Here is a 16,662-nt window from a genome sequence, read left to right as displayed (position 1 = left end):
GGGGAACGGCAAGGGGCAGATCTTCGTCAAGGGCGAGATCATCAAGACGGTTCCCGAGTCGAAGATCGTCGAGACGCTCATCGAGGAAGCCCTGAGGATCGCCGAGGGCATGGAGGACGCGGGCACACCCTCAGGGGTTCCCGCCGTCACCGTGAGCTGAAACAGGACCGGAGAGGGGGCCCGAGCGTGACCATTCTGGAGACCATTCGGGGACCGCACGACCTGAAGGCACTGAGCGGACCGGAACTCGCCGAACTCGCCGAGGACATCAGGAAGTTCCTTATCGAGGCGGTGGCCAGGACCGGCGGCCATCTGGGGCCCAACCTGGGGGTGGTGGAGCTGTCCATCGCCCTGCACCGGGCCTTCGACTCACCCGTGGACCGCATCCTGTGGGACACCGGGCACCAGAGCTACGTACACAAACTGCTCACCGGGCGGCAGGACTTCTCCAAGCTGCGTGGGAAGGGCGGCCTCTCCGGCTACCCGTCGCGTGAGGAGTCCGCGCACGACGTCATCGAGAACTCGCACGCCTCGACCGTGCTCGGCTGGGCGGACGGCCTGGCCAAGGCGAACGACGTGCTCGGCCGCCCCGACCATGTCGTCGCCGTCATCGGGGACGGGGCACTCACCGGCGGCATGGCGTGGGAGGCGCTCAACAACATCGCGGCCGCCAGGGACCGACCGCTGATCATCGTGGTGAACGACAACGAGCGCTCGTACGGACCGACCATAGGCGGCCTCGCCAACCACCTCGCCACCCTCCGTACCACCGACGGATACGAGCGCTTCCTGTCGTGGGGCAAGGACGTCCTCCAGCGCACCCCCGTCGTCGGACAGCCGCTGTACGAGTCGCTGCACGGGGCGAAGAAGGGGTTCAAGGACGCCTTCGCTCCGCAGGGCATGTTCGAGGACCTGGGACTCAAGTACGTCGGGCCGGTCGACGGGCACGACATCGCGGCCGTCGAGTCGGCGCTCAGCCGGGCGAAACGCTTCCACGGCCCGGTGCTGGTGCACTGCCTCACCGAGAAGGGTCGTGGGTACGCGCCCGCGCTGGAGGACGAGGCAGACCGGTTCCACACCGTCGGTGCGATGGACCCGCTGACCTGTGCCCCGCTCGCACCGCTCGGCAGCCCGTCGTGGACCTCGGTGTTCGGGGACGAGATCGCCGAGATCGGCGCGGAGCGGCCGGACGTCGTCGCGATCACGGCGGCGATGCTGCACCCCGTCGGGCTGACGAAGTTCGCCGAGGCGTTTCCCGACCGGGTCTGGGACGTCGGGATCGCCGAGCAGCATGCGGCGGTCTCCGCGGCGGGGCTCGCCACCGGCGGGCTGCATCCCGTCGTCGCCGTCTACGCCACGTTCCTCAACCGCGCCTTCGATCAGCTCCTGATGGACGTCGCGCTGCACAGGTGCGGTGTGACGTTCGTCCTCGACCGGGCGGGCGTCACCGGTCCGGACGGCCCATCGCACAACGGCATGTGGGACCTGTCCGTGCTCCAGGTCGTGCCCGGGCTCCGGATCGCCGCCCCACGCGACGCCGACCGGCTGCGGGAGGAGCTGCGCGAAGCCGTCACCGTCGACGACGCGCCGACCGTGCTGCGCTTCCCGAAGGAGTCGGTGGGGGAGCCCGTCCCGGCGATCGGCCGGGTCGGTGCCATGGACGTACTGCACCGCGCCGACGACCCCCAGGTACTCATCGTGGCGGTGGGCGTGCTCGCCTCCGTCTGTCTGCAGGCCGCCGACCTCCTTGCGGGAGGCGGAATCCGCTGTACGGTCGTCGACCCCCGCTGGGTCAAACCGGTCGACGAACAGCTCGCCCCGCTCGCCGGACAGCACCGGCTGGTCGCCGTCGTCGAGGACAACAGCCGTGCGGGAGGCGTCGGTTGGGCGGTCGGACAGGCATTGCGCGATGCCGGCGTCGACGTACCGCTGCGCACGTTCGGCATCCCCGAGCAGTTCCTCGCGCACGGCAAGCGCGCCGAGGTGCTGGCCGACATCGGGCTCACACCGGTCGAGATCGCCGGCCGGATCAGTGCCGCGCTGGCCGCCAGGGCCGCAGTCGAGCGGATTGAGGAGACCGGGGAATGAGGGACGGCGGCCCCAAGGGCTTCGATCTGGCGCAACTCCTCGCGGAACGCGGCGCCGAACGCTATGAGCTGCACACGAAGCACCTCAACCACCAGCTGCCGCGGATGCTGCACACCATCGGCTTCGACAAGGTCTACGAGCGGGCCGAGGGCGCGTACTTCTGGGACACGGACGGCAACGACTACCTCGACATGCTCGCCGGCTTCGGCGTGATGGGGCTGGGCCGCCACCACCCCGTCGTCCGCAAGGCACTGCACGACGTCCTGGACGCCTCGCTCGCCGACCTGACCCGCTTCGACTGCCAGCCGCTGCCAGGGCTGCTGGCCGAGAAGCTGCTCGCGCACAGCCCGCACCTGGACCGGGTCTTCTTCGGCAACAGCGGCACCGAAGCCGTCGAGACCGCGCTGAAGTTCGCCCGGTACGCCACCGGGAAGCCGCGCGTGCTCTACTGCACCCACGCCTTCCACGGTCTGACGACCGGCTCGCTCTCGGTCAACGGGGAGTCCGGCTTCCGGGACGGCTTCGCCCCGCTGCTGCCGGACACCGCCATCGAACTCGGCGACCGCGACGCGCTGCTGCGTGAACTGAAGCGTGGCGATGTGGCGGCGCTCGTCGTCGAGCCGATCCAGGGCAAGGGCGTCCACGAGGCGCCGCCCGGCTTCCTGCGCGCCGCGCAGGAGCTGCTGCACCGGCACAAGGCGCTGCTCATCGCCGACGAGGTGCAGACCGGCCTCGGCAGGACCGGTGACTTCTACGCGTACCAGCACGAGGAAGGTGTGGAACCCGATCTGGTCTGTGTCGCCAAGGCACTCTCCGGCGGCTATGTGCCGGTGGGAGCGACCCTCGGGAAGGACTGGATCTTCAGACGCGTCTATTCGTCGATGGACCGGGTTCTTGTCCACTCGGCGAGTTTCGGATCCAACGCTCAGGCGATGGCGGCGGGGCTCGCGGTCCTCGCGGTGATGGAGGACGAGGAGACGGTCGCCAATGCCCGGCGCACCGGCGATCTGCTGCGTGAGCGGCTCGCCGCGCTCATCGGGCGGTACGAGCTGCTGCACGAGGTCCGTGGCCGGGGGCTGATGATCGGCATCGAGTTCGGCCGGCCGTCCTCACTGAAGCTGCGCAGCCGCTGGACCGTGCTCCAGGCGGCCCGCAAGGGTCTCTTCGCGCAGATGGTGGTCGTACCGCTGCTGCAGAAGCACCGGATCCTCACCCAGGTCTCCGGCGACCATCTGGAAGTGATCAAGCTGATTCCGCCGCTGGTCATCGGTGAGCCGGAGGTGGACCGGTTCGTGACCGCGTTCACGGCGGTGATGGACGACGCGCACAGTGGCGGCGGGCTGATGTGGGACTTCGGCCGGACACTGGTCAAGCAGGCGGTCGCCCACCGCTGAGCCCCATCGGATTTGCCTCTGAGGTAAAAAAATTGCCTCTGAGGCAGGATCCTGGCCCAATAGACATATGAATCCTCCCGAAGGAGGGGTGGCCGACGAGCTGCCCGGGGTCGCGCCACGCCTGCGCGATCTGCGCCGCCGCCGTGGTCTCACCCTCGAGAGCGTCGCGCAGCGGGCGGGGCTTTCCCCCGCCCATCTCTCCCGGCTCGAGACGGGCCGACGACAGCCCTCGCTGCCGATGCTCCTCGGACTTGCCAGAATCTACGGTACGACAGTCTCCGAACTGCTCGGCGAGACTCCGCCGGAACGTGACGCGATCGTCCGCGCCGGCAGGTTCGAGGGCGCCGAGGCCGACGGCTGGATGTACCAGCAGGCCGGTGGCTCCGGCCGGGCGATGCAGGCGCTGCGCGTCCGCGTGCCGCACGGCGCGCAGGGTGATCTCGTACGCGTTCATCCGGGCGAGGAGTGGCTGTACGTCCTCGCCGGGCGGTTGCGGGTGAGCCTCGGCGACACCGTGCACGATCTCGACCCCGGGGACAGTGCGCACTTCGACTCGCTCACCCCGCACCGGATCGCCGCCGTCGACCCCGACGGATCCGAGCTCCTCTTCGTCCACACCCTGCTCCAGAGCCCTGCCGCCGAGCTGTGCCTCGGCAGCGGGATCCACCGCCGCTGAGACCGGTCCGTCCGGTCGCCAGAGAGGACTGTCATGTCCGATTCAGAGAACTTCGATCCGCTCAGCCCCGCCAGGCCCAAGAACTACGACCCGCAGGAGCGGAACTTTCCGCGCGGCGTGGTGATCCGGCTGGTCGCCTATCTCGTTGCCGGACACGTCTTCGCGGCCTTCCTCTACCTGCTCTTCGCGGTGGCCGGCAAGGGCTGACCGTCGGTCACCGCCGCTGGAAGGTCCGGTTACGCCTCGTCGAGCAGCCGTCCGCGCAGCCGCTCAAGCGTCTGCGGAGTGAGCTTCAGCCCGTCGGCGAGATAGCGGTCGGTGCTGCCCCAGGTCTCCTCGATGGTGGTGAAGGCCTGGGCGAGATATTCGGCGCGGGCGTCGAAGAGCGGGCTGAGCAGCTCCATCACCTCGGGCGACATCCCGGTCGCCGAGGTGTCGCTGCGGCGCACCTTGTACCGGCGGTGCAGTTCGTTGGACTTGAGGTAGTCGGCCTCGATGGCCTCGCGCTCGACCCCGACGGCGAGCAGCGCCACCGCGATCGAGATCCCGGCCCGGTCCTTGCCCGCCGCGCAGTGCATCAGCGCGGGGACACTGTCCTCGGCCAGGGCGTGCAGCACCCGGCTGTGCTCGGCGGTCCGGTCCCTGACGATCGCCCGGTACGAGGCGGTCATCCGGGCCGCTCCCTTGCCGTCGGCGAGGATGTCGCGCAGCTGCTCGATGTCGCCGTCGCGGACCATCCGCCAGAACTCGGCGCCGTCGGCCGGGTCGGAGAGCGGGATGCTCACATTCCGTACACCCGGCAGCTCCACGTCGAGGCCGTCGAGCTTGTGGTCGGCCGCATTCCGGAAGTCGAAGATCGTGTGCAGCCCGAGACCGCCGAGGAACGCCGCGTCCTCGGCGGTGGCGTGCGCGAGGTGACCGCTGCGGAAGAGCCGTCCGAGCCGCACCCGGCGTCCGTCGACGGTGGGCAGGCCGCCCACGTCGCGGAAGTTGCGCACGCCCGACAGCTCGGGTTCCGTCGACGGGATCTGCGGCACCTGCTGCGTCACGGTGTCTCCTGGAATGTCTGGCGTCGGCGCGACTCGCCGGCGAGGTCACTCCCGCGACGATACGACATCGGTGCCTCGGACAATCATCTCGGCCGTTCTCGCCCCGTCAGCCGGTGAATTCCCCCTGCGCAAGCGTTGCCCGGTCAGCCGTCGGAGCTTGATGATGTGCGGAACTGTGTGAATGTGGGGATGACATGATCGAGACTGGTGACACAGGTCGGACCTGGCTGCTGACCGGGGCGAGCGGCAGCTATGCGCTGCATCTCACGGACCGCGACGAGCTGCTCCATCTGCACTGGGGGCCGCGCATCTCCCTCGCGGCCGCCGAGACCCTCGCCGCCGCGCCGGAGCTGCCCTTCCGCGGCTTCGAATCGCAACTGGACGGCCGCGAGGAGTACCCGGTGGAGGGCGGCCCCCGCTTCGTCCGGCCCGCTCTCTCGGTACGCACCCCGGCGGTCCGCGGCACCGAATGGGCCTACGCCGAGGCGGCGGTGGAGGGCGACGAACTGCGCATCGCGTTCTCCGACTCCGTACAGCGGCTCGCGCTCACGCTGCACTACCGGATGCGGGACGACTTCGATGTGATCGAGCGCTGGGCCACCGTCAGGCACGCGGGCCCCGACGGACCGCCGCTGGAGCTGCTGCGAGCCGACGCGGCCGCCTGGGCGCTGCCCGCCCGCGACGGCTGGCGTCTCAGCCACCTGCACGGGCGTTGGGCGGCGGAGACGCAGCTGGTGCGGTCGGAGCTGACGTACGGCGAGAAGGTCCTCTCCAGCAGGCGCGGTCACACCGGCCACCAGTCCCTGCCCTGGGTTGCGCTCGACGCGGACGGAGCCGCCACCGAGGAGGACGGCGAGGTGTACGGCTGCGCGCTCGCCTGGTCCGGCTCATGGCGGATCGCCGTGCAGCAGCTTCCCGACGGGCTCGTACAGATCACCGGCGGAGCCGGCTACGACGACTCCGGGCTGCTGCGGCTCGAACCGGGGGAGACGTACACCACACCGGTGTTCGCCGGACTGTGGAGCGCCGGCGGGTTCGGCGGGGCGAGCCGGGCCTGGCACGCCTGGCAGTTGGCCCACATCGTTCCGGACGCCGAAAGGCTGCGGCCGGTGCTCTACAACTCCTGGGAGGCCACCGGCTTCGACATCGCGGAGGACCAGCAGCGTGCCCTGGCCGCGCGCGCCGCAGCGATGGGTGTGGAACTGTTCGTGGTGGACGACGCGTGGTTCGGGCAGCGCACCAGCGACCGGGCCGGACTCGGCGACTGGACCCCGAACCCCGAGCGCTTCCCCGGCGGGCTGAAGCCGCTCGCCGACGAAGTGCACGCGCTCGGCATGCAGTTCGGCATCTGGGTCGAACCGGAGATGGTGAACGCCGACAGCGACCTGTACCGCGCGCATCCGGACTGGGTACAGCACTTTCCCGGGCGGACCCGTACGGAGTTCCGTAATCAGCTGGTGCTCAATCTGGCCCGGACCGATGTGCAGAACTATCTGTGGGAGCAGCTCGACTCCCTGCTTTCCGCCGCCCCGATCGACTATGTGAAATGGGACTTCAACCGCTGCTTCACCGATGCGGGCTGGCCGGGCGAGGAGTATCCGCAGAAGCTCTGGATCGAGCATGTGGACGCGCTGTACGCGCTGATCGACCGGCTGCGGGCGGCTCACCCCGGTGTCGCCTTCGAGTCCTGCTCGGGCGGCGGCGGCAGGATCGATCTGGGCATCCTCGCCCGTACCGACCAGGTGTGGACCTCCGACAACACCGACCCGCTGGACCGGCTCGCCATCCAGGAGGGCTTCGGACAGATCCATCCGGCGCGGGTGATGGCCGCCTGGGTCACCGACAGCCCGAATGTCCAGCTCAACAGCAGGGTGAGCTCGCTGCGCTTCCGCTTCGTGAGCGCGATGGCCGGGGTGCTCGGGGTCGGCGGAGATCTCACCGAGTGGAGCGACGAGGAGCTGACCGAGGCCCGGGGCTGGGTGGACCTCTACAAGGAGATCCGCCCGGTGGTGCAGCACGGCGCGCTGTACCGGCTGCGTGCGCCGCGCGGTGGGCTCAGCGCCGTGCAGTACACGCATGGTGACGAGACGGTGGTGCTCATGTGGCTGGAGGCGCAGAGGTACGGGGAGTTGCCGCCGGTCCTGCGGCTGCGCGGGCTCGACCCCACGGCGACCTACACCTGCTCGGACACCGGGGCCGTCCACCACGGTTCCGTGCTGCTGCATCAGGGACTGCACACCGACCTGCGGGGGGATCTGGACGCGAAGGTGCTGAGGCTCCGTCGCGAATGATGTTCATGACATGTCCGTATTGGGGTATTTAGTCGAACATGCCCTGCTTTATGCGGGAGATGGGGGTCATCTCGTGAGCGGGATCATATCGGTGACGGTGTGTGCTGGTGCGGCGGGAGGCTAATCCGTACACGGCGCGGAAATCCAAGATCCTTAATCCACGGAGTGTGACCGGAATTCCGCGCTGATTTCCCGGCGCGGATTCCGGCACGCAACCGATGGCTTGTTCTGCTCGTCCTCATTCGTTTACGGTCACCGTCAATCCGGACGGACCGCCTAATCCTGCCGCCGACCGGAATTCGCACCCACTCATCGTGTGGCAGGAGCGGGGGAACCAGGTAAGCCGCCGACCGGAGAAATCCGGCCGGCTCGGGGTGAAGTCGCACTTCATGCGACCGGGCATCTCCAGTCCGAACCCGACAGCTCACCTCGTAGGCGCCGGAGAGGAAATTCTTCATGCCCATATCGGGTAAGCACCGTCGTCCGAAGTCCAGCACCATCGCTCGTGGCGTTGCCGCCGCCGGCGCCGGCGGGGCCGTCATCGCCCTCCCGCTGCTCGGTGCCACCGGTGCCCACGCCGCGGAGCAGGCCGCTCCCGTCGCGCACTCCGCCGCCGCAACGCACGCCGCCCCCGCCGCCCCGGTCGCGAAGCAGGCCGAGACCCGGACGTACTCCGTCGTCGCCGGCGACTACCTGTCGAAGATCGCCACCGACAACAAGGTCGAGGGTGGCTGGGAGAAGCTGTACCAGGACAACCGCGAGGTCATCGGCGGCAACCCGAGCCTGATCCTCCCGGGCATGAAGCTGACCCTCGGCGGCCCCGCCGCGGCCACCGGCACCACGCCGGCCGCCCCGGCCCCGTCGAAGGCTCCGGTGGCCACCAAGCCCGCGCCCGCCCAGAGCAGCAGCTCCGGCTACGTCGCCCCGGTCCCGGGCAAGCACACCACCAACTACCGTGCCTCCGGTGCCAACTGGTCCAGCGGCAGCCACACCGGCATCGACTTCCCGGTCTCCACCGGCACCAGCGTGAAGGTGATCACCTCCGGCACCGTCGTCACCGCCGGCTGGGGCGGGGCGTACGGCAACGAGGTCGTCGTCAAGCACGCCGACGGCCACTACTCGCAGTACGGCCACCTGTCCGCGCTCTCCGTCTCGGTGGGCCAGACCGTCTCCACCGGCCAGCAGGTCGGCCTCTCCGGTGCCACCGGCAACGTCACCGGCCCGCACCTCCACTTCGAGGTCCGCACCGGTCCGGCATACGGCTCGGACATCGACCCGGTCGCCTTCCTGGCTTCGCACGGAATCTCCGTCTGATCGGATCCGATCAGGCCTGATCCGAACGGCTTGTTGAAGGGGCGGTGCGCGGCGGCGCACCGCCCCTTCGCTTATTCCCTCTTTACCAAAACCTGACCGGGTGGTCTATCTCACCTCCCGTCAACCCCTTATTACGGTCGCGTAGGTCACATTCGGCAGTGCAGGATGTGCCCTTGTGGCAGACGATTCGAAAAACAATCAACGTGGCGTCAACAACCGGCATGGCGCCATCGGGTCGTACGCAGCGATTGGCGACAGCTTCACCGAGGGGGTCGGCGACCCCGGCCCGGACGGAACCTTCGTCGGCTGGGCAGACCGTTTCGCTGTACTCCTCGCCGACCAGCTCCCCGACCCCGACGCAGCGAGGAACACCGATGGTTCCGCCGGTTCGGCTCACGGGAACTTCCGGTACGCCAATCTCGCCGTACGCGGACGCCTCCTCGACCAGATAGTCGAGGAACAGGTGCCGCGCGCCAAGCAGCTCGCCCCCGACCTGGTGAGCTTCTGCGCGGGCGGCAATGACATCATCCGGCCCGGCACCGACCCCGACGACGTGGCCGAGCGCTTCGAGCGCGCGGTCGCCGACCTGACCCGGTCGGTCGGCACCGTCATGGTCACGACCGGCTTCGACACCCGCGACGTTCCCGTGCTGCGCCATCTGCGCGGCAAGATCGCCACCTACACCGCCCACGTGCGGTCCATCGCCGACCGCTACGACTGCCCGGTCCTCGACCTGTGGTCGCTGCGGTCCGTGCAGGACAGGCGCGCCTGGGACGACGACCGGCTCCATCTGTCGCCCGAGGGACACACCCGGGTCGCGCTGCGCGCCGCCCAGGTCCTCGGCCTCGATGTGCCGGCCGACCCGGACCAGGAATGGCCGCCCCAGGCGCAGCGCGGCACGCTCGAGGTGCGGCGCGACGACATCCACTGGGCGCGCGAATACCTGGTGCCGTGGATCGGGCGGCGGCTGCGCGGCGAGTCCTCCGGTGATCACGTCGAGGCGAAGCGGCCCGACCTGCTGCCGCTCTGACCGGCGCGGTGTCGCCTTCGGCCGGACGGGCCTGTTCGCCGGGGCCCCGTCCGGTTCGATCAGGCCCGTCCGCCGACCGGGAACAGCGGCAGCGACGCCTGATCCCGGTGCGCCGGTCGGCGCGCCGGCCCGGCCGGTACGCGTTCCAGTACGCCGCCAGCGAAGACGTCGTACAGCGGCAGCGTCTCCAGATGCACATATCCGATGTGGCAGTCGCACACGGCGAGCGGACAGGCCCGCGGGCCCAGCGCCCGCCGGTAGCTGCCGTCGTAGAGGTTGCCGAGCTCGGCCGGGACGAAGTGGCAGCGGCGCACGGTGCCGTCCCCGTCCACCGAGATGACCGACTCGCCGGTCCGGCAGGGCATCCCGGCCGAGCGATGCGGATCCCGGCTGTACGGGAAGAGGGGGTCGAGGGCCGTCCAGCGGTCCGCCTCCTCGTCCGTGTAGCTCCGCCCCTCGGCCGCGTTGACCCAGAGATAGACCTCGCCGGGCAGATCGGCACGGAGCCGCCGCGCCTCGTCGAGATGCTCGTCGAGACCGACCACACCGACGCTGTACCGGACACCGAGGTCGGTCAGCTCCCGGCACTTGGCGAGGAAGCGGTCGTACGGCGTCTGTCCCGGGTGGTACGTGCACCACAGCGCGATCCTGTCGCGGCCGGACTCACCCGCCTCGGCCAGCCAGCGCGTGCGGCCGCTGAGATTGGTCTGGATCGCGACCCGGCCGACGTGCGGCAGCTGCGCCAGCTCGACCAGCGCCCGGCGGTACCAGGAGCGGACCAGCCCTTCGCCCCACGGCGTGAACAGCACCGAGATCCGGTCGCCGGTCTGCGCCGTCGCCCAGGCGGTGAACCGCTCCAGCGCCGCACGGTCCGCACGCAGTTGCTCCGGGCTGTCACGCCGCTTGGCGAACGGGCAGTACGGGCAGTCGTAGTCGCACGACGCCAGCGGACCGCGGTACAGGATCGTCAGGTCCATGGGCACGCTCACTTCAGTTCGTAGGCGGCCATCGCGGCCCGCACGGCGGGGGAGAACAGCTCGGGACCCAGCGCGTCGGAGTGCGCGAGACCCTCGGGCGACAGCCGCAGCAGCCCGGACGCGTCGGCGGCGCCGTCCAGCCAGCCACGCGCCTCGAACCGGTCCAGCTCGCTGCGGAAGTCGTCACCGGGCAAGGTGCCGAACCGCTCGTGGTAATCGGCCAGTCGCAGTCCCCGGGCCTGGAGCAGTGACTGCAGGAGATGGCGTCTGCGCGCCTCGTCGCCGTCGACGTAGCGACCCACTTCGGCGCGTGAGAAGTCCGCTGTGGCGGTGTAGCAGTCGACGATCGCCCGCACTTCACGCATCTCGACCGCGTAGTCGAACGAGTAGTGCAGCCGCGTGGTGTACGAACGGGCGCCACAGCCCAGACCGATCATGCCGTCCGTCTGGCACGCGTAGTCGGCGGGGCCCTCCTGCGGGACGTCGGCGCGGCGGAACATCCGCATCGACACCTGCTCGTAGCCGTGAGAGAGAAGATGGTCCCGGCCCGCCCGGTACAGCCGCAGCCGCTGCTCGTCCCACGCCGCGTTCGCCGCGGCCTCGACGTCCGCGCCGAACCGGCCCAGACCGGTCAGCGGGCGCACGTACAGCGGATAGAGATAGAGCTCCTCCGGCTGCCAGCCGAGCGCGGCGTCCAGCGAGGTGCGCCAACTGTCCTCCGTCTGTCCGTCGATGCCGTAGATCAGGTCGATGTTGAGGACCGGAATGCGCACGTCCCGGATCCGGCCGAGCGCGGCTTCCACATCGGCGCGGCGCTGCGGGCGGACCGCCGCGCGGGCTTCGGCGTCGATGAAGCTCTGTACGCCGATGCTGATCCTGGTCGTCCCGCGGTCGGCGAGGACGGCCAGCCGGTCGGCCGTCGCGGTCGACGGCGACGTCTCGACCGACAGGGGCACGGAGCGCAGGTCGGCGCCCATCCGCTGTTCCGCGATGTCGCAGAGCCGCTCCAGTTCGGCGGCGGTCAGAAAGGTGGGGGTGCCGCCGCCGAAGGCCGCCGCGGCGAACCGCACCGGCGCCTCGTCCCCCAGCGCGTCCCGGACGGCGGTGGCCTGTCGCTCCAGCGCGTCGAGGTAGCGGGTCGTCAGCTCATCCGGAGCGCCGATCCGGGTGAAGAGGTTGCAGAAGCCGCAGCGGACCTCGCAGAACGGTATGTGGAGATAGAGCGACAGCGCGTCCTTGCGCTCGGCTGCCCACAGCTCGCGCAGCTCGGGCCGCCCGGTGGGGTGTGCGTCGAGCTTTCCGTACGCCGTCTTGTGCGGATAGGCGTAGACATAGCTCCGGTACGGACGGATGGCGGGCTGACTCGTCAGCATGCGGTGACCCCCGGTTCCAGGAAGAAGTGCGCGTACGGAACGGTCCAGACGGACTCGTGGCCGAGCCGGTGACCGGTGTAGCCGTCGTCCCCGTACGCCGTGCCGTGGTCGGAGCAGACGATGGCGAAGCAACGGCGGCGGCTGCCCGCGGCGGCGAAGAGCCGGCCGATGTGCTCGTCGACGTATTCCAGGGCGGCGGCATGCGTGGCGCGGGAGTCACCTGCCTCCGGGGTGGCGCCCGGCCGGTGGAACCAGTTGGGCTGGTGCAGCGCAGAGACGTTGACGAAGATGAAGAGCCGTTGTTCGGCCGGAAGCCGGGCGACGACCTGCTCGGCCCGGGTCACCTGGGCCTCGAAGGAAGTGGGCGACGCAACGCCGAACTCCGGTTCCCAGTGGCTCTCCTGGAACATGCCCGGCAGAACCGAACCGAGCGGGCCCTGCCGGTTGAAGAATCCGACGCCACCGATGCACACCGTGCGGTAGCCGGCCCCGGCGAGCGCGGACACCAGATCGGGGGTGTCGAAGACAAAGGTGCGGGAAGCCGTGGTCTCACTGCCCGCGAAGCGCGCCGCGAACAGCCGCGGATGCGGGCCCGGGGCGGCGGGCGTCGGCAGGAAGCCCGCGAAGATCGCCTGGTGGGAGGCGTAGGTGAAGCTGCCGGGAGCATGCCGCTTCTCCCAGACCCCGCCCGGGAGATGGCGGGCCAGATGAGGGATGCGGCCGGCGGCGGCGAGCTCCGCCGCCACGTCGTACCGCAGGGTGTCGAGCGTGATCAGCAACAGGTCGTGGCTGCCCACGATCCCGCTCATGTCCGGGTTCCGGGCGTCGGCGGCGGAGGGGCTGGAATCAGGCGGTGTTGGGTGCACGGTGGTTCCTTGCTCTGTTCAGTACGGCGGCGACCTGCGCCGCATAGGTGTCCAGGCCCTCGGCGCCACTGCCCGGCAGGCCGGTCAGGCGTGGCAGCAGATCGCCGAAGGCGTTGACCTCGCCGACGGCGAACCGCCGCCAGCCCGTCGCGGGCAGCAGATCGACGGCCACGCACAGCGTCTCCGGGAAGCAGGCGGCGGCCCGCTCGCACACGGCGAGGACCTCGGCCCAGCTGCCACCCGCCGCCCGGACGGCCACGCGGACCTCGTCGAGACTTCCGCGCTCCCCGCCGAGGTGAAGATTGGTCATGGGGGAGCGGCTGGTCCGTACGACGGCATGGGTCGCGCGACCAGCCACGACCACGACCCGCAGATCCGCCGACCGCCCGTGCTGCGATGCCTTGGGCAGCCAGCGCTCGATGTGCAGCCCGTCCGGTGCCAGCGCGTCGACGATCGCCGCCACCTCGCGTTCCGTCGTGCAGCGGCGTACCCGCAGCGAGTTGAAGAGCCGCCCGGCGGTGTCGCGCTCCACCGACGTCGTCGCCCGCACGCGGCCAGGTCCGGCCGTCTCCACGGCGAGTACCCCCGAGGCGGACGAGCCGTGCGCGAGCTTCACGAAGGCCCGCGGCATACCGTGCCCGGCCATCAGCGCACGCACGTCCTCCCAGCCGCGCACTGCGGGCGCCCCGGCCCCGGAGGTCGCGGACGCAGGCACGGGAACTGCGGCGCCGTCCAGTACGCCATGGCAGAGCCGCTTGTCGAACAACACCGCCACATCGCCCGGATCGTCCAGCAACTCGGCGCCGGCCGCAGCTGCCACCCGCGCCACCTCCCGTACGGCCGCGGTGAAGCGGGTGTACCAGAGGGCGGTTCCCTCGACCCTCGTCGGATCGTCCACCGCCCGCAGCAGCCGTTCCACCTCGGCGTCCTCACCCGGCGAGTCCATCCGTACGGTCTCACCGGGCCGGAACGCCGCCTCGCCACGGAGCACCGCCGGCCAGGGCATGACCCGCGCGGCCGGCAGCCCGGCGGCGCGCACCGCCTCCTGGAACAGCGTCACCCGGCGGTTCCCGGGAACGCCGACGACGGCAAAGCGTGGCACCGGACCGACCGTGCTACTCGGAGACCGCGACATAGCGCTCGTCGTCCTCATCCGGATCCCAGTACTCCACCTCGTGCGGTTCGCCGTTCACCCGGCCGGGTCCGATCAGCCCCCTGAGCCGGTCGACCAACGGGGCGCTGATGTAGTGATGGTGCAGATCCAGCGCGGTCAGGTGAGTGAGGGGCTGGCCCGCGAGCAGCGCCTCGGCGCCGATGTCGCTCAGGGTGCCCATCGCGAGGGAGAGCGACTCCAGGTGGGCGACGACCGGGGCCGAGGCCATCGCGGCCGCGATCTCGTCCTGGATCTCACTGTTCTGCAGGCCCAGATGGCGCAGCTTCGGGAACGCGGCACCGGACAGCAGCGGGGCGAGGTCGTCGACCGTCGAGTCGCCGCCGTACTCGGTGACGCCCAGCCAGAGTTCGAGATGCTCCAGCGCGGGCAGATCCGAAGCACCGATTGCCCGCACGATGCCGGCCGGGAGCCCGCCCGACTCGAACCGAAGCGACTTCAGCGCCTTGTGCCGCACCGGCTGCAGGCCGAGGACCTCCGTTCCCTCGACCGGCTCGCCGCATCCGCGTACGGTCAACTCCTCCAGTTGCCCGAACGCCTCGACCACCGGGGTGATGTCGGACATCTCCAGCCACGAGAGCTCGCACTCCTCGCTGACGACGTCGGCGAGGAAGAGCGCTCTCAGGGCCGGGAAGCGGTCCGCATCGGCGCACAGCAGCTCGACGACCGGCGCGAAGGGGGTGTACTCCTCCTCCCACCAGGGGCCGATCAGCAGAGCCCGTACCGCGGTCGTGTCCACCGTGTCGAGGAAGTACTGCCAGAGTGCCGCGAAGGTCAGGTCGCCCTGCCAGGCACTCTCCAGTCGCCAGGCGACCGCGTCCGCCGCCGGGAGGGGATCAGCGCGCGGCCGGTCGGGGCCGGGCAGCGTGAGAACCCGCAACCCGTGGAAGGACGCGGGGTGTTCGATGTCCGTCATCGCACATCACTCCGCGACCGTGGTGTAGCGGCCTTCGACCCCGCGGCCGCCCCACGGCTCCTCACGCTCGGAGAGATCGACCTGCACACCGTGCGGCCCCAGCGCCGCCTCGATCCGGCGCTCCATCGGCTCGGTGAGGAAGTGATGGTGCAGATCGAGCCGTTCGAGATGGGTCAGCGGCTGGCCCTCGAGCAGCGCGGCCGCGCCCTCGTCGCCCAGCGTGCCGTTCGACAGGTCGAGGGTGCGGAGCTGAGCGACGACCGGGGCGCTCGCGACGGCGCGCGCGATCTCGTTCTGCAACTCGCTGTTGCGCAGACCGAGGTGATGGAGCCGGGGGAACCGCGGGCCGGACAGCAGCGGGGCCAGGTCCGCGACATCCGCGTCGCCGCCGTACTCGGAGACGCCCAGCCAGAGATCGAGCCGCTCCAGTGCGGGCAGCTCGCTGTCCAGAATGCCGCGGATCACCCCGACCGGAAGGCCGCCGGTCTCGATGGTCAGCGAACGGAGCCGATCGTGCTTCGACGGGGAGAACGTCAGATACGTGCCGCCGCGCACACCCAGTTCGAGCAGCGCGGGGAACGCGGTCAGCAGCGCGGTGACCTCGCACTGCTCGATCCAGGAGATCTCGTTCTCCTCACTCGTCATGTCGCCGACGAATATCGCCTCCAGCGAAGTCAGCCGGTCGGCCGCGGCGATCACCAGACCGATCGGGTAGGACGACGTCTCGTCGGTCGCCTCCCCCCACTGCCCGATGATCAGGGCTCGCACGCCGCCCGGGTCGACCGCCCCGAGGAACGCCTGGAACGCCTCCTCCCAGGTCATCTCGGACTCGTCGTCGTACGGGTCGACCGAGATACGCCAGGCCGCGGCGTCCGCGGCCTGCGCCGGGGCCTCGCCCGTCGCGTGCTGGAAGTCGACGGCCGGCAGGCCGAGCAACTCGTGCAGGTGATCCACACCGGACATGGTCCTGAACTCCTGAGACTGGGATCGGCTGATGCCCGCAAGGTTTATCAAGCCGCACTGACAACGCGGCGGGCGGGACCGGTTGTGACCGATTGTCAGACCCTCCTCGTAGCGTTTTCTCCATGGCCGCGGCACAGCGGGTGCCGCCGTGGAGGGGAGACGTCTGTGTACCGGCAGGGCGATGTACTGATCGTGTCGTTGGAGGAGTCGGCGGTGCCCGCGCATCTGGTGGACGCGCCGGGTGAGCCGCGGGACGCCCGGGGGCGAATGGTGCTCGCGCTCGGCGAGGTCACCGGTCATGCGCATGCGGTACAGGGGCCCGGCCGGCTGATGCGCGAGGCGGGCGCCTTCGGCCCGATGCTGCTCCATCTCCCCGACGGTGGACGGGTGGTGCACGAGGAGCATGCGGCGATCCCGCTGTCGAAGGGCTGGTACCGCGTGGTGCGTCAGCGGGAGTACGCACCCGGCGCGGTCCGCATCGTCGCGGACTGACCGGCCCGTCCGCAGCGGCCGGTGGGAACCGGACAGGACGTGGCACAGCAGAGATACAGGAC

Annotated in this window: 15 protein-coding genes, 1 pseudogene and 1 riboswitch; of the genes and pseudogenes, 9 read left to right on the top strand and 7 right to left on the bottom strand. The window is 70.2% G+C overall.

Going from position 1 to position 16,662, the window contains the following annotated elements; translation table 11 throughout:
• The 5 genes and pseudogenes from ACFYP5_RS13120 to ACFYP5_RS13100 all read left to right on the top strand — a co-directional run.
• A pseudogene (locus tag ACFYP5_RS13120) lies at positions 1 to 160 on the top strand (4-hydroxy-3-methylbut-2-en-1-yl diphosphate synthase); the annotation flags it as partial.
• Between the two features lie 26 nt (positions 161 to 186).
• Positions 187 to 2,088 carry a 1-deoxy-D-xylulose-5-phosphate synthase gene (dxs, locus tag ACFYP5_RS13115; protein ID WP_389034394.1) on the top strand — a complete coding sequence of 634 codons (1,902 nt, stop codon included), beginning with the start codon at positions 187 to 189 and terminating at the stop codon, positions 2,086 to 2,088.
• Positions 2,085 to 3,482 (top strand): aspartate aminotransferase family protein, encoded by a 1,398-nt coding sequence (locus ACFYP5_RS13110; protein WP_389034391.1) that lies wholly within the window; start codon positions 2,085 to 2,087, stop codon positions 3,480 to 3,482. The genes dxs and ACFYP5_RS13110 overlap by 4 nt, the downstream gene beginning before the upstream one ends.
• 67 nt (positions 3,483 to 3,549) lie before the next feature.
• Positions 3,550 to 4,158: a helix-turn-helix domain-containing protein gene (locus ACFYP5_RS13105; protein WP_389034388.1), complete on the top strand. Its 609-nt coding sequence runs from the start codon at positions 3,550 to 3,552 to the stop codon at positions 4,156 to 4,158.
• A gap of 33 nt (positions 4,159 to 4,191) precedes the next feature.
• Entirely contained in the window at positions 4,192 to 4,365 is a 174-nt protein-coding gene (locus ACFYP5_RS13100; RefSeq protein WP_389034386.1) for a DUF6126 family protein, read from the top strand.
• A 29-nt stretch (positions 4,366 to 4,394) separates the two neighbouring features.
• Here the strand turns inward: ACFYP5_RS13100 and ACFYP5_RS13095 are convergent, their stop codons facing one another.
• Positions 4,395 to 5,207, bottom strand: coding sequence for a tyrosine-protein phosphatase (locus ACFYP5_RS13095; protein ID WP_389034383.1), 813 nt, complete (start codon positions 5,205 to 5,207; stop codon positions 4,395 to 4,397).
• A 194-nt stretch (positions 5,208 to 5,401) separates the two neighbouring features.
• Between ACFYP5_RS13095 and ACFYP5_RS13090 the strand changes: the two genes are divergently transcribed.
• The 3 genes from ACFYP5_RS13090 to ACFYP5_RS13080 all read left to right on the top strand — a co-directional run bounded on the left by ACFYP5_RS13090 (position 5,402) and on the right by ACFYP5_RS13080 (position 9,842).
• Positions 5,402 to 7,498, top strand: a complete 2,097-nt coding sequence (locus tag ACFYP5_RS13090) for an alpha-galactosidase (protein WP_389034380.1) — start codon at positions 5,402 to 5,404, stop codon at positions 7,496 to 7,498.
• A gap of 292 nt (positions 7,499 to 7,790) precedes the next feature.
• Positions 7,791 to 7,951: riboswitch (cyclic di-AMP (ydaO/yuaA leader) on the top strand.
• A 3-nt stretch (positions 7,952 to 7,954) separates the two neighbouring features.
• On the top strand, positions 7,955 to 8,812 hold the full coding sequence (locus ACFYP5_RS13085; protein ID WP_389034378.1) for a peptidoglycan DD-metalloendopeptidase family protein: 858 nt from the start codon (positions 7,955 to 7,957) through the stop codon (positions 8,810 to 8,812).
• 175 nt (positions 8,813 to 8,987) lie between these two features.
• A complete protein-coding gene (locus tag ACFYP5_RS13080) occupies positions 8,988 to 9,842 on the top strand; it encodes an SGNH/GDSL hydrolase family protein (RefSeq protein WP_389034375.1) in 855 nt (284 codons plus the stop codon).
• A gap of 59 nt (positions 9,843 to 9,901) precedes the next feature.
• Here ACFYP5_RS13080 and ACFYP5_RS13075 read toward each other — a convergent pair whose 3' ends face one another.
• From ACFYP5_RS13075 to ACFYP5_RS13050, 6 genes are read right to left on the bottom strand one after another with little or no spacing between them, the layout of a single operon-like run.
• The gene (locus ACFYP5_RS13075) at positions 9,902 to 10,819 is read right to left on the bottom strand and encodes an STM4011 family radical SAM protein (RefSeq protein WP_389034372.1); all 918 of its coding nucleotides are present in this window, start codon (positions 10,817 to 10,819) and stop codon (positions 9,902 to 9,904) included.
• Positions 10,820 to 10,827: 8 nt separating this feature from the next.
• Positions 10,828 to 12,192, bottom strand: coding sequence for an STM4012 family radical SAM protein (locus ACFYP5_RS13070; protein ID WP_389034370.1), 1,365 nt, complete (start codon positions 12,190 to 12,192; stop codon positions 10,828 to 10,830).
• Positions 12,186 to 13,001, bottom strand: a complete 816-nt coding sequence (locus ACFYP5_RS13065; RefSeq protein ID WP_389034496.1) for an STM4013/SEN3800 family hydrolase — start codon at positions 12,999 to 13,001, stop codon at positions 12,186 to 12,188. The genes ACFYP5_RS13070 and ACFYP5_RS13065 overlap by 7 nt, the downstream gene beginning before the upstream one ends.
• A gap of 37 nt (positions 13,002 to 13,038) precedes the next feature.
• Positions 13,039 to 14,193 carry an STM4014 family protein gene (locus ACFYP5_RS13060; protein WP_389034368.1) on the bottom strand — a complete coding sequence of 385 codons (1,155 nt, stop codon included), beginning with the start codon at positions 14,191 to 14,193 and terminating at the stop codon, positions 13,039 to 13,041.
• Positions 14,174 to 15,145 (bottom strand): STM4015 family protein, encoded by a 972-nt coding sequence (locus ACFYP5_RS13055; RefSeq protein ID WP_389034366.1) that lies wholly within the window; start codon positions 15,143 to 15,145, stop codon positions 14,174 to 14,176. Before ACFYP5_RS13055 ends, ACFYP5_RS13060 begins: the two co-directional genes overlap by 20 nt.
• Before the next feature lie 6 nt (positions 15,146 to 15,151).
• On the bottom strand, positions 15,152 to 16,108 hold the full coding sequence (locus ACFYP5_RS13050; protein WP_389034363.1) for an STM4015 family protein: 957 nt from the start codon (positions 16,106 to 16,108) through the stop codon (positions 15,152 to 15,154).
• Positions 16,109 to 16,273: 165 nt separating this feature from the next.
• On the opposite strand from ACFYP5_RS13050, the gene ACFYP5_RS13045 reads away from it, so the two are divergent.
• A complete protein-coding gene (locus ACFYP5_RS13045) occupies positions 16,274 to 16,600 on the top strand; it encodes a hypothetical protein (protein ID WP_389034361.1) in 327 nt (108 codons plus the stop codon).
• The last annotated feature ends 62 nt before the right edge of the window (positions 16,601 to 16,662 follow it).

Origin of the sequence: Streptomyces sp. NPDC005262, assembly GCF_042872425.1 — a bacterium.
Lineage (GTDB): Bacteria > Actinomycetota > Actinomycetes > Streptomycetales > Streptomycetaceae > Streptomyces.
The sequence above is the reverse complement of the archived record's forward strand: the minus strand, read 5'-3'. Positions and strand labels throughout refer to the sequence as shown.

Excerpts from the sequence above, each read along its gene's own strand:
- ACFYP5_RS13110 (WP_389034391.1), top strand. The coding sequence starts at position 2,085 with ATGAGGGACGGCGGCCCCAAGGGCTTCGATCTGGCGCAACTCCTCGCG.
- ACFYP5_RS13105 (WP_389034388.1), top strand. The coding sequence starts at position 3,550 with ATGAATCCTCCCGAAGGAGGGGTGGCCGACGAGCTGCCCGGGGTCGCG.
- ACFYP5_RS13100 (WP_389034386.1), top strand. The coding sequence starts at position 4,192 with ATGTCCGATTCAGAGAACTTCGATCCGCTCAGCCCCGCCAGGCCCAAG.
- ACFYP5_RS13090 (WP_389034380.1), top strand. The coding sequence starts at position 5,402 with ATGATCGAGACTGGTGACACAGGTCGGACCTGGCTGCTGACCGGGGCG.
- ACFYP5_RS13085 (WP_389034378.1), top strand. The coding sequence starts at position 7,955 with ATGCCCATATCGGGTAAGCACCGTCGTCCGAAGTCCAGCACCATCGCT.
- ACFYP5_RS13075 (WP_389034372.1), bottom strand. The coding sequence starts at position 10,819 with ATGGACCTGACGATCCTGTACCGCGGTCCGCTGGCGTCGTGCGACTAC.
- ACFYP5_RS13070 (WP_389034370.1), bottom strand. The coding sequence starts at position 12,192 with ATGCTGACGAGTCAGCCCGCCATCCGTCCGTACCGGAGCTATGTCTAC.
- ACFYP5_RS13065 (WP_389034496.1), bottom strand. The coding sequence starts at position 13,001 with ATGAGCGGGATCGTGGGCAGCCACGACCTGTTGCTGATCACGCTCGAC.
- ACFYP5_RS13060 (WP_389034368.1), bottom strand. The coding sequence starts at position 14,193 with ATGTCGCGGTCTCCGAGTAGCACGGTCGGTCCGGTGCCACGCTTTGCC.
- ACFYP5_RS13055 (WP_389034366.1), bottom strand. The coding sequence starts at position 15,145 with ATGACGGACATCGAACACCCCGCGTCCTTCCACGGGTTGCGGGTTCTC.
- ACFYP5_RS13050 (WP_389034363.1), bottom strand. The coding sequence starts at position 16,108 with ATGTCCGGTGTGGATCACCTGCACGAGTTGCTCGGCCTGCCGGCCGTC.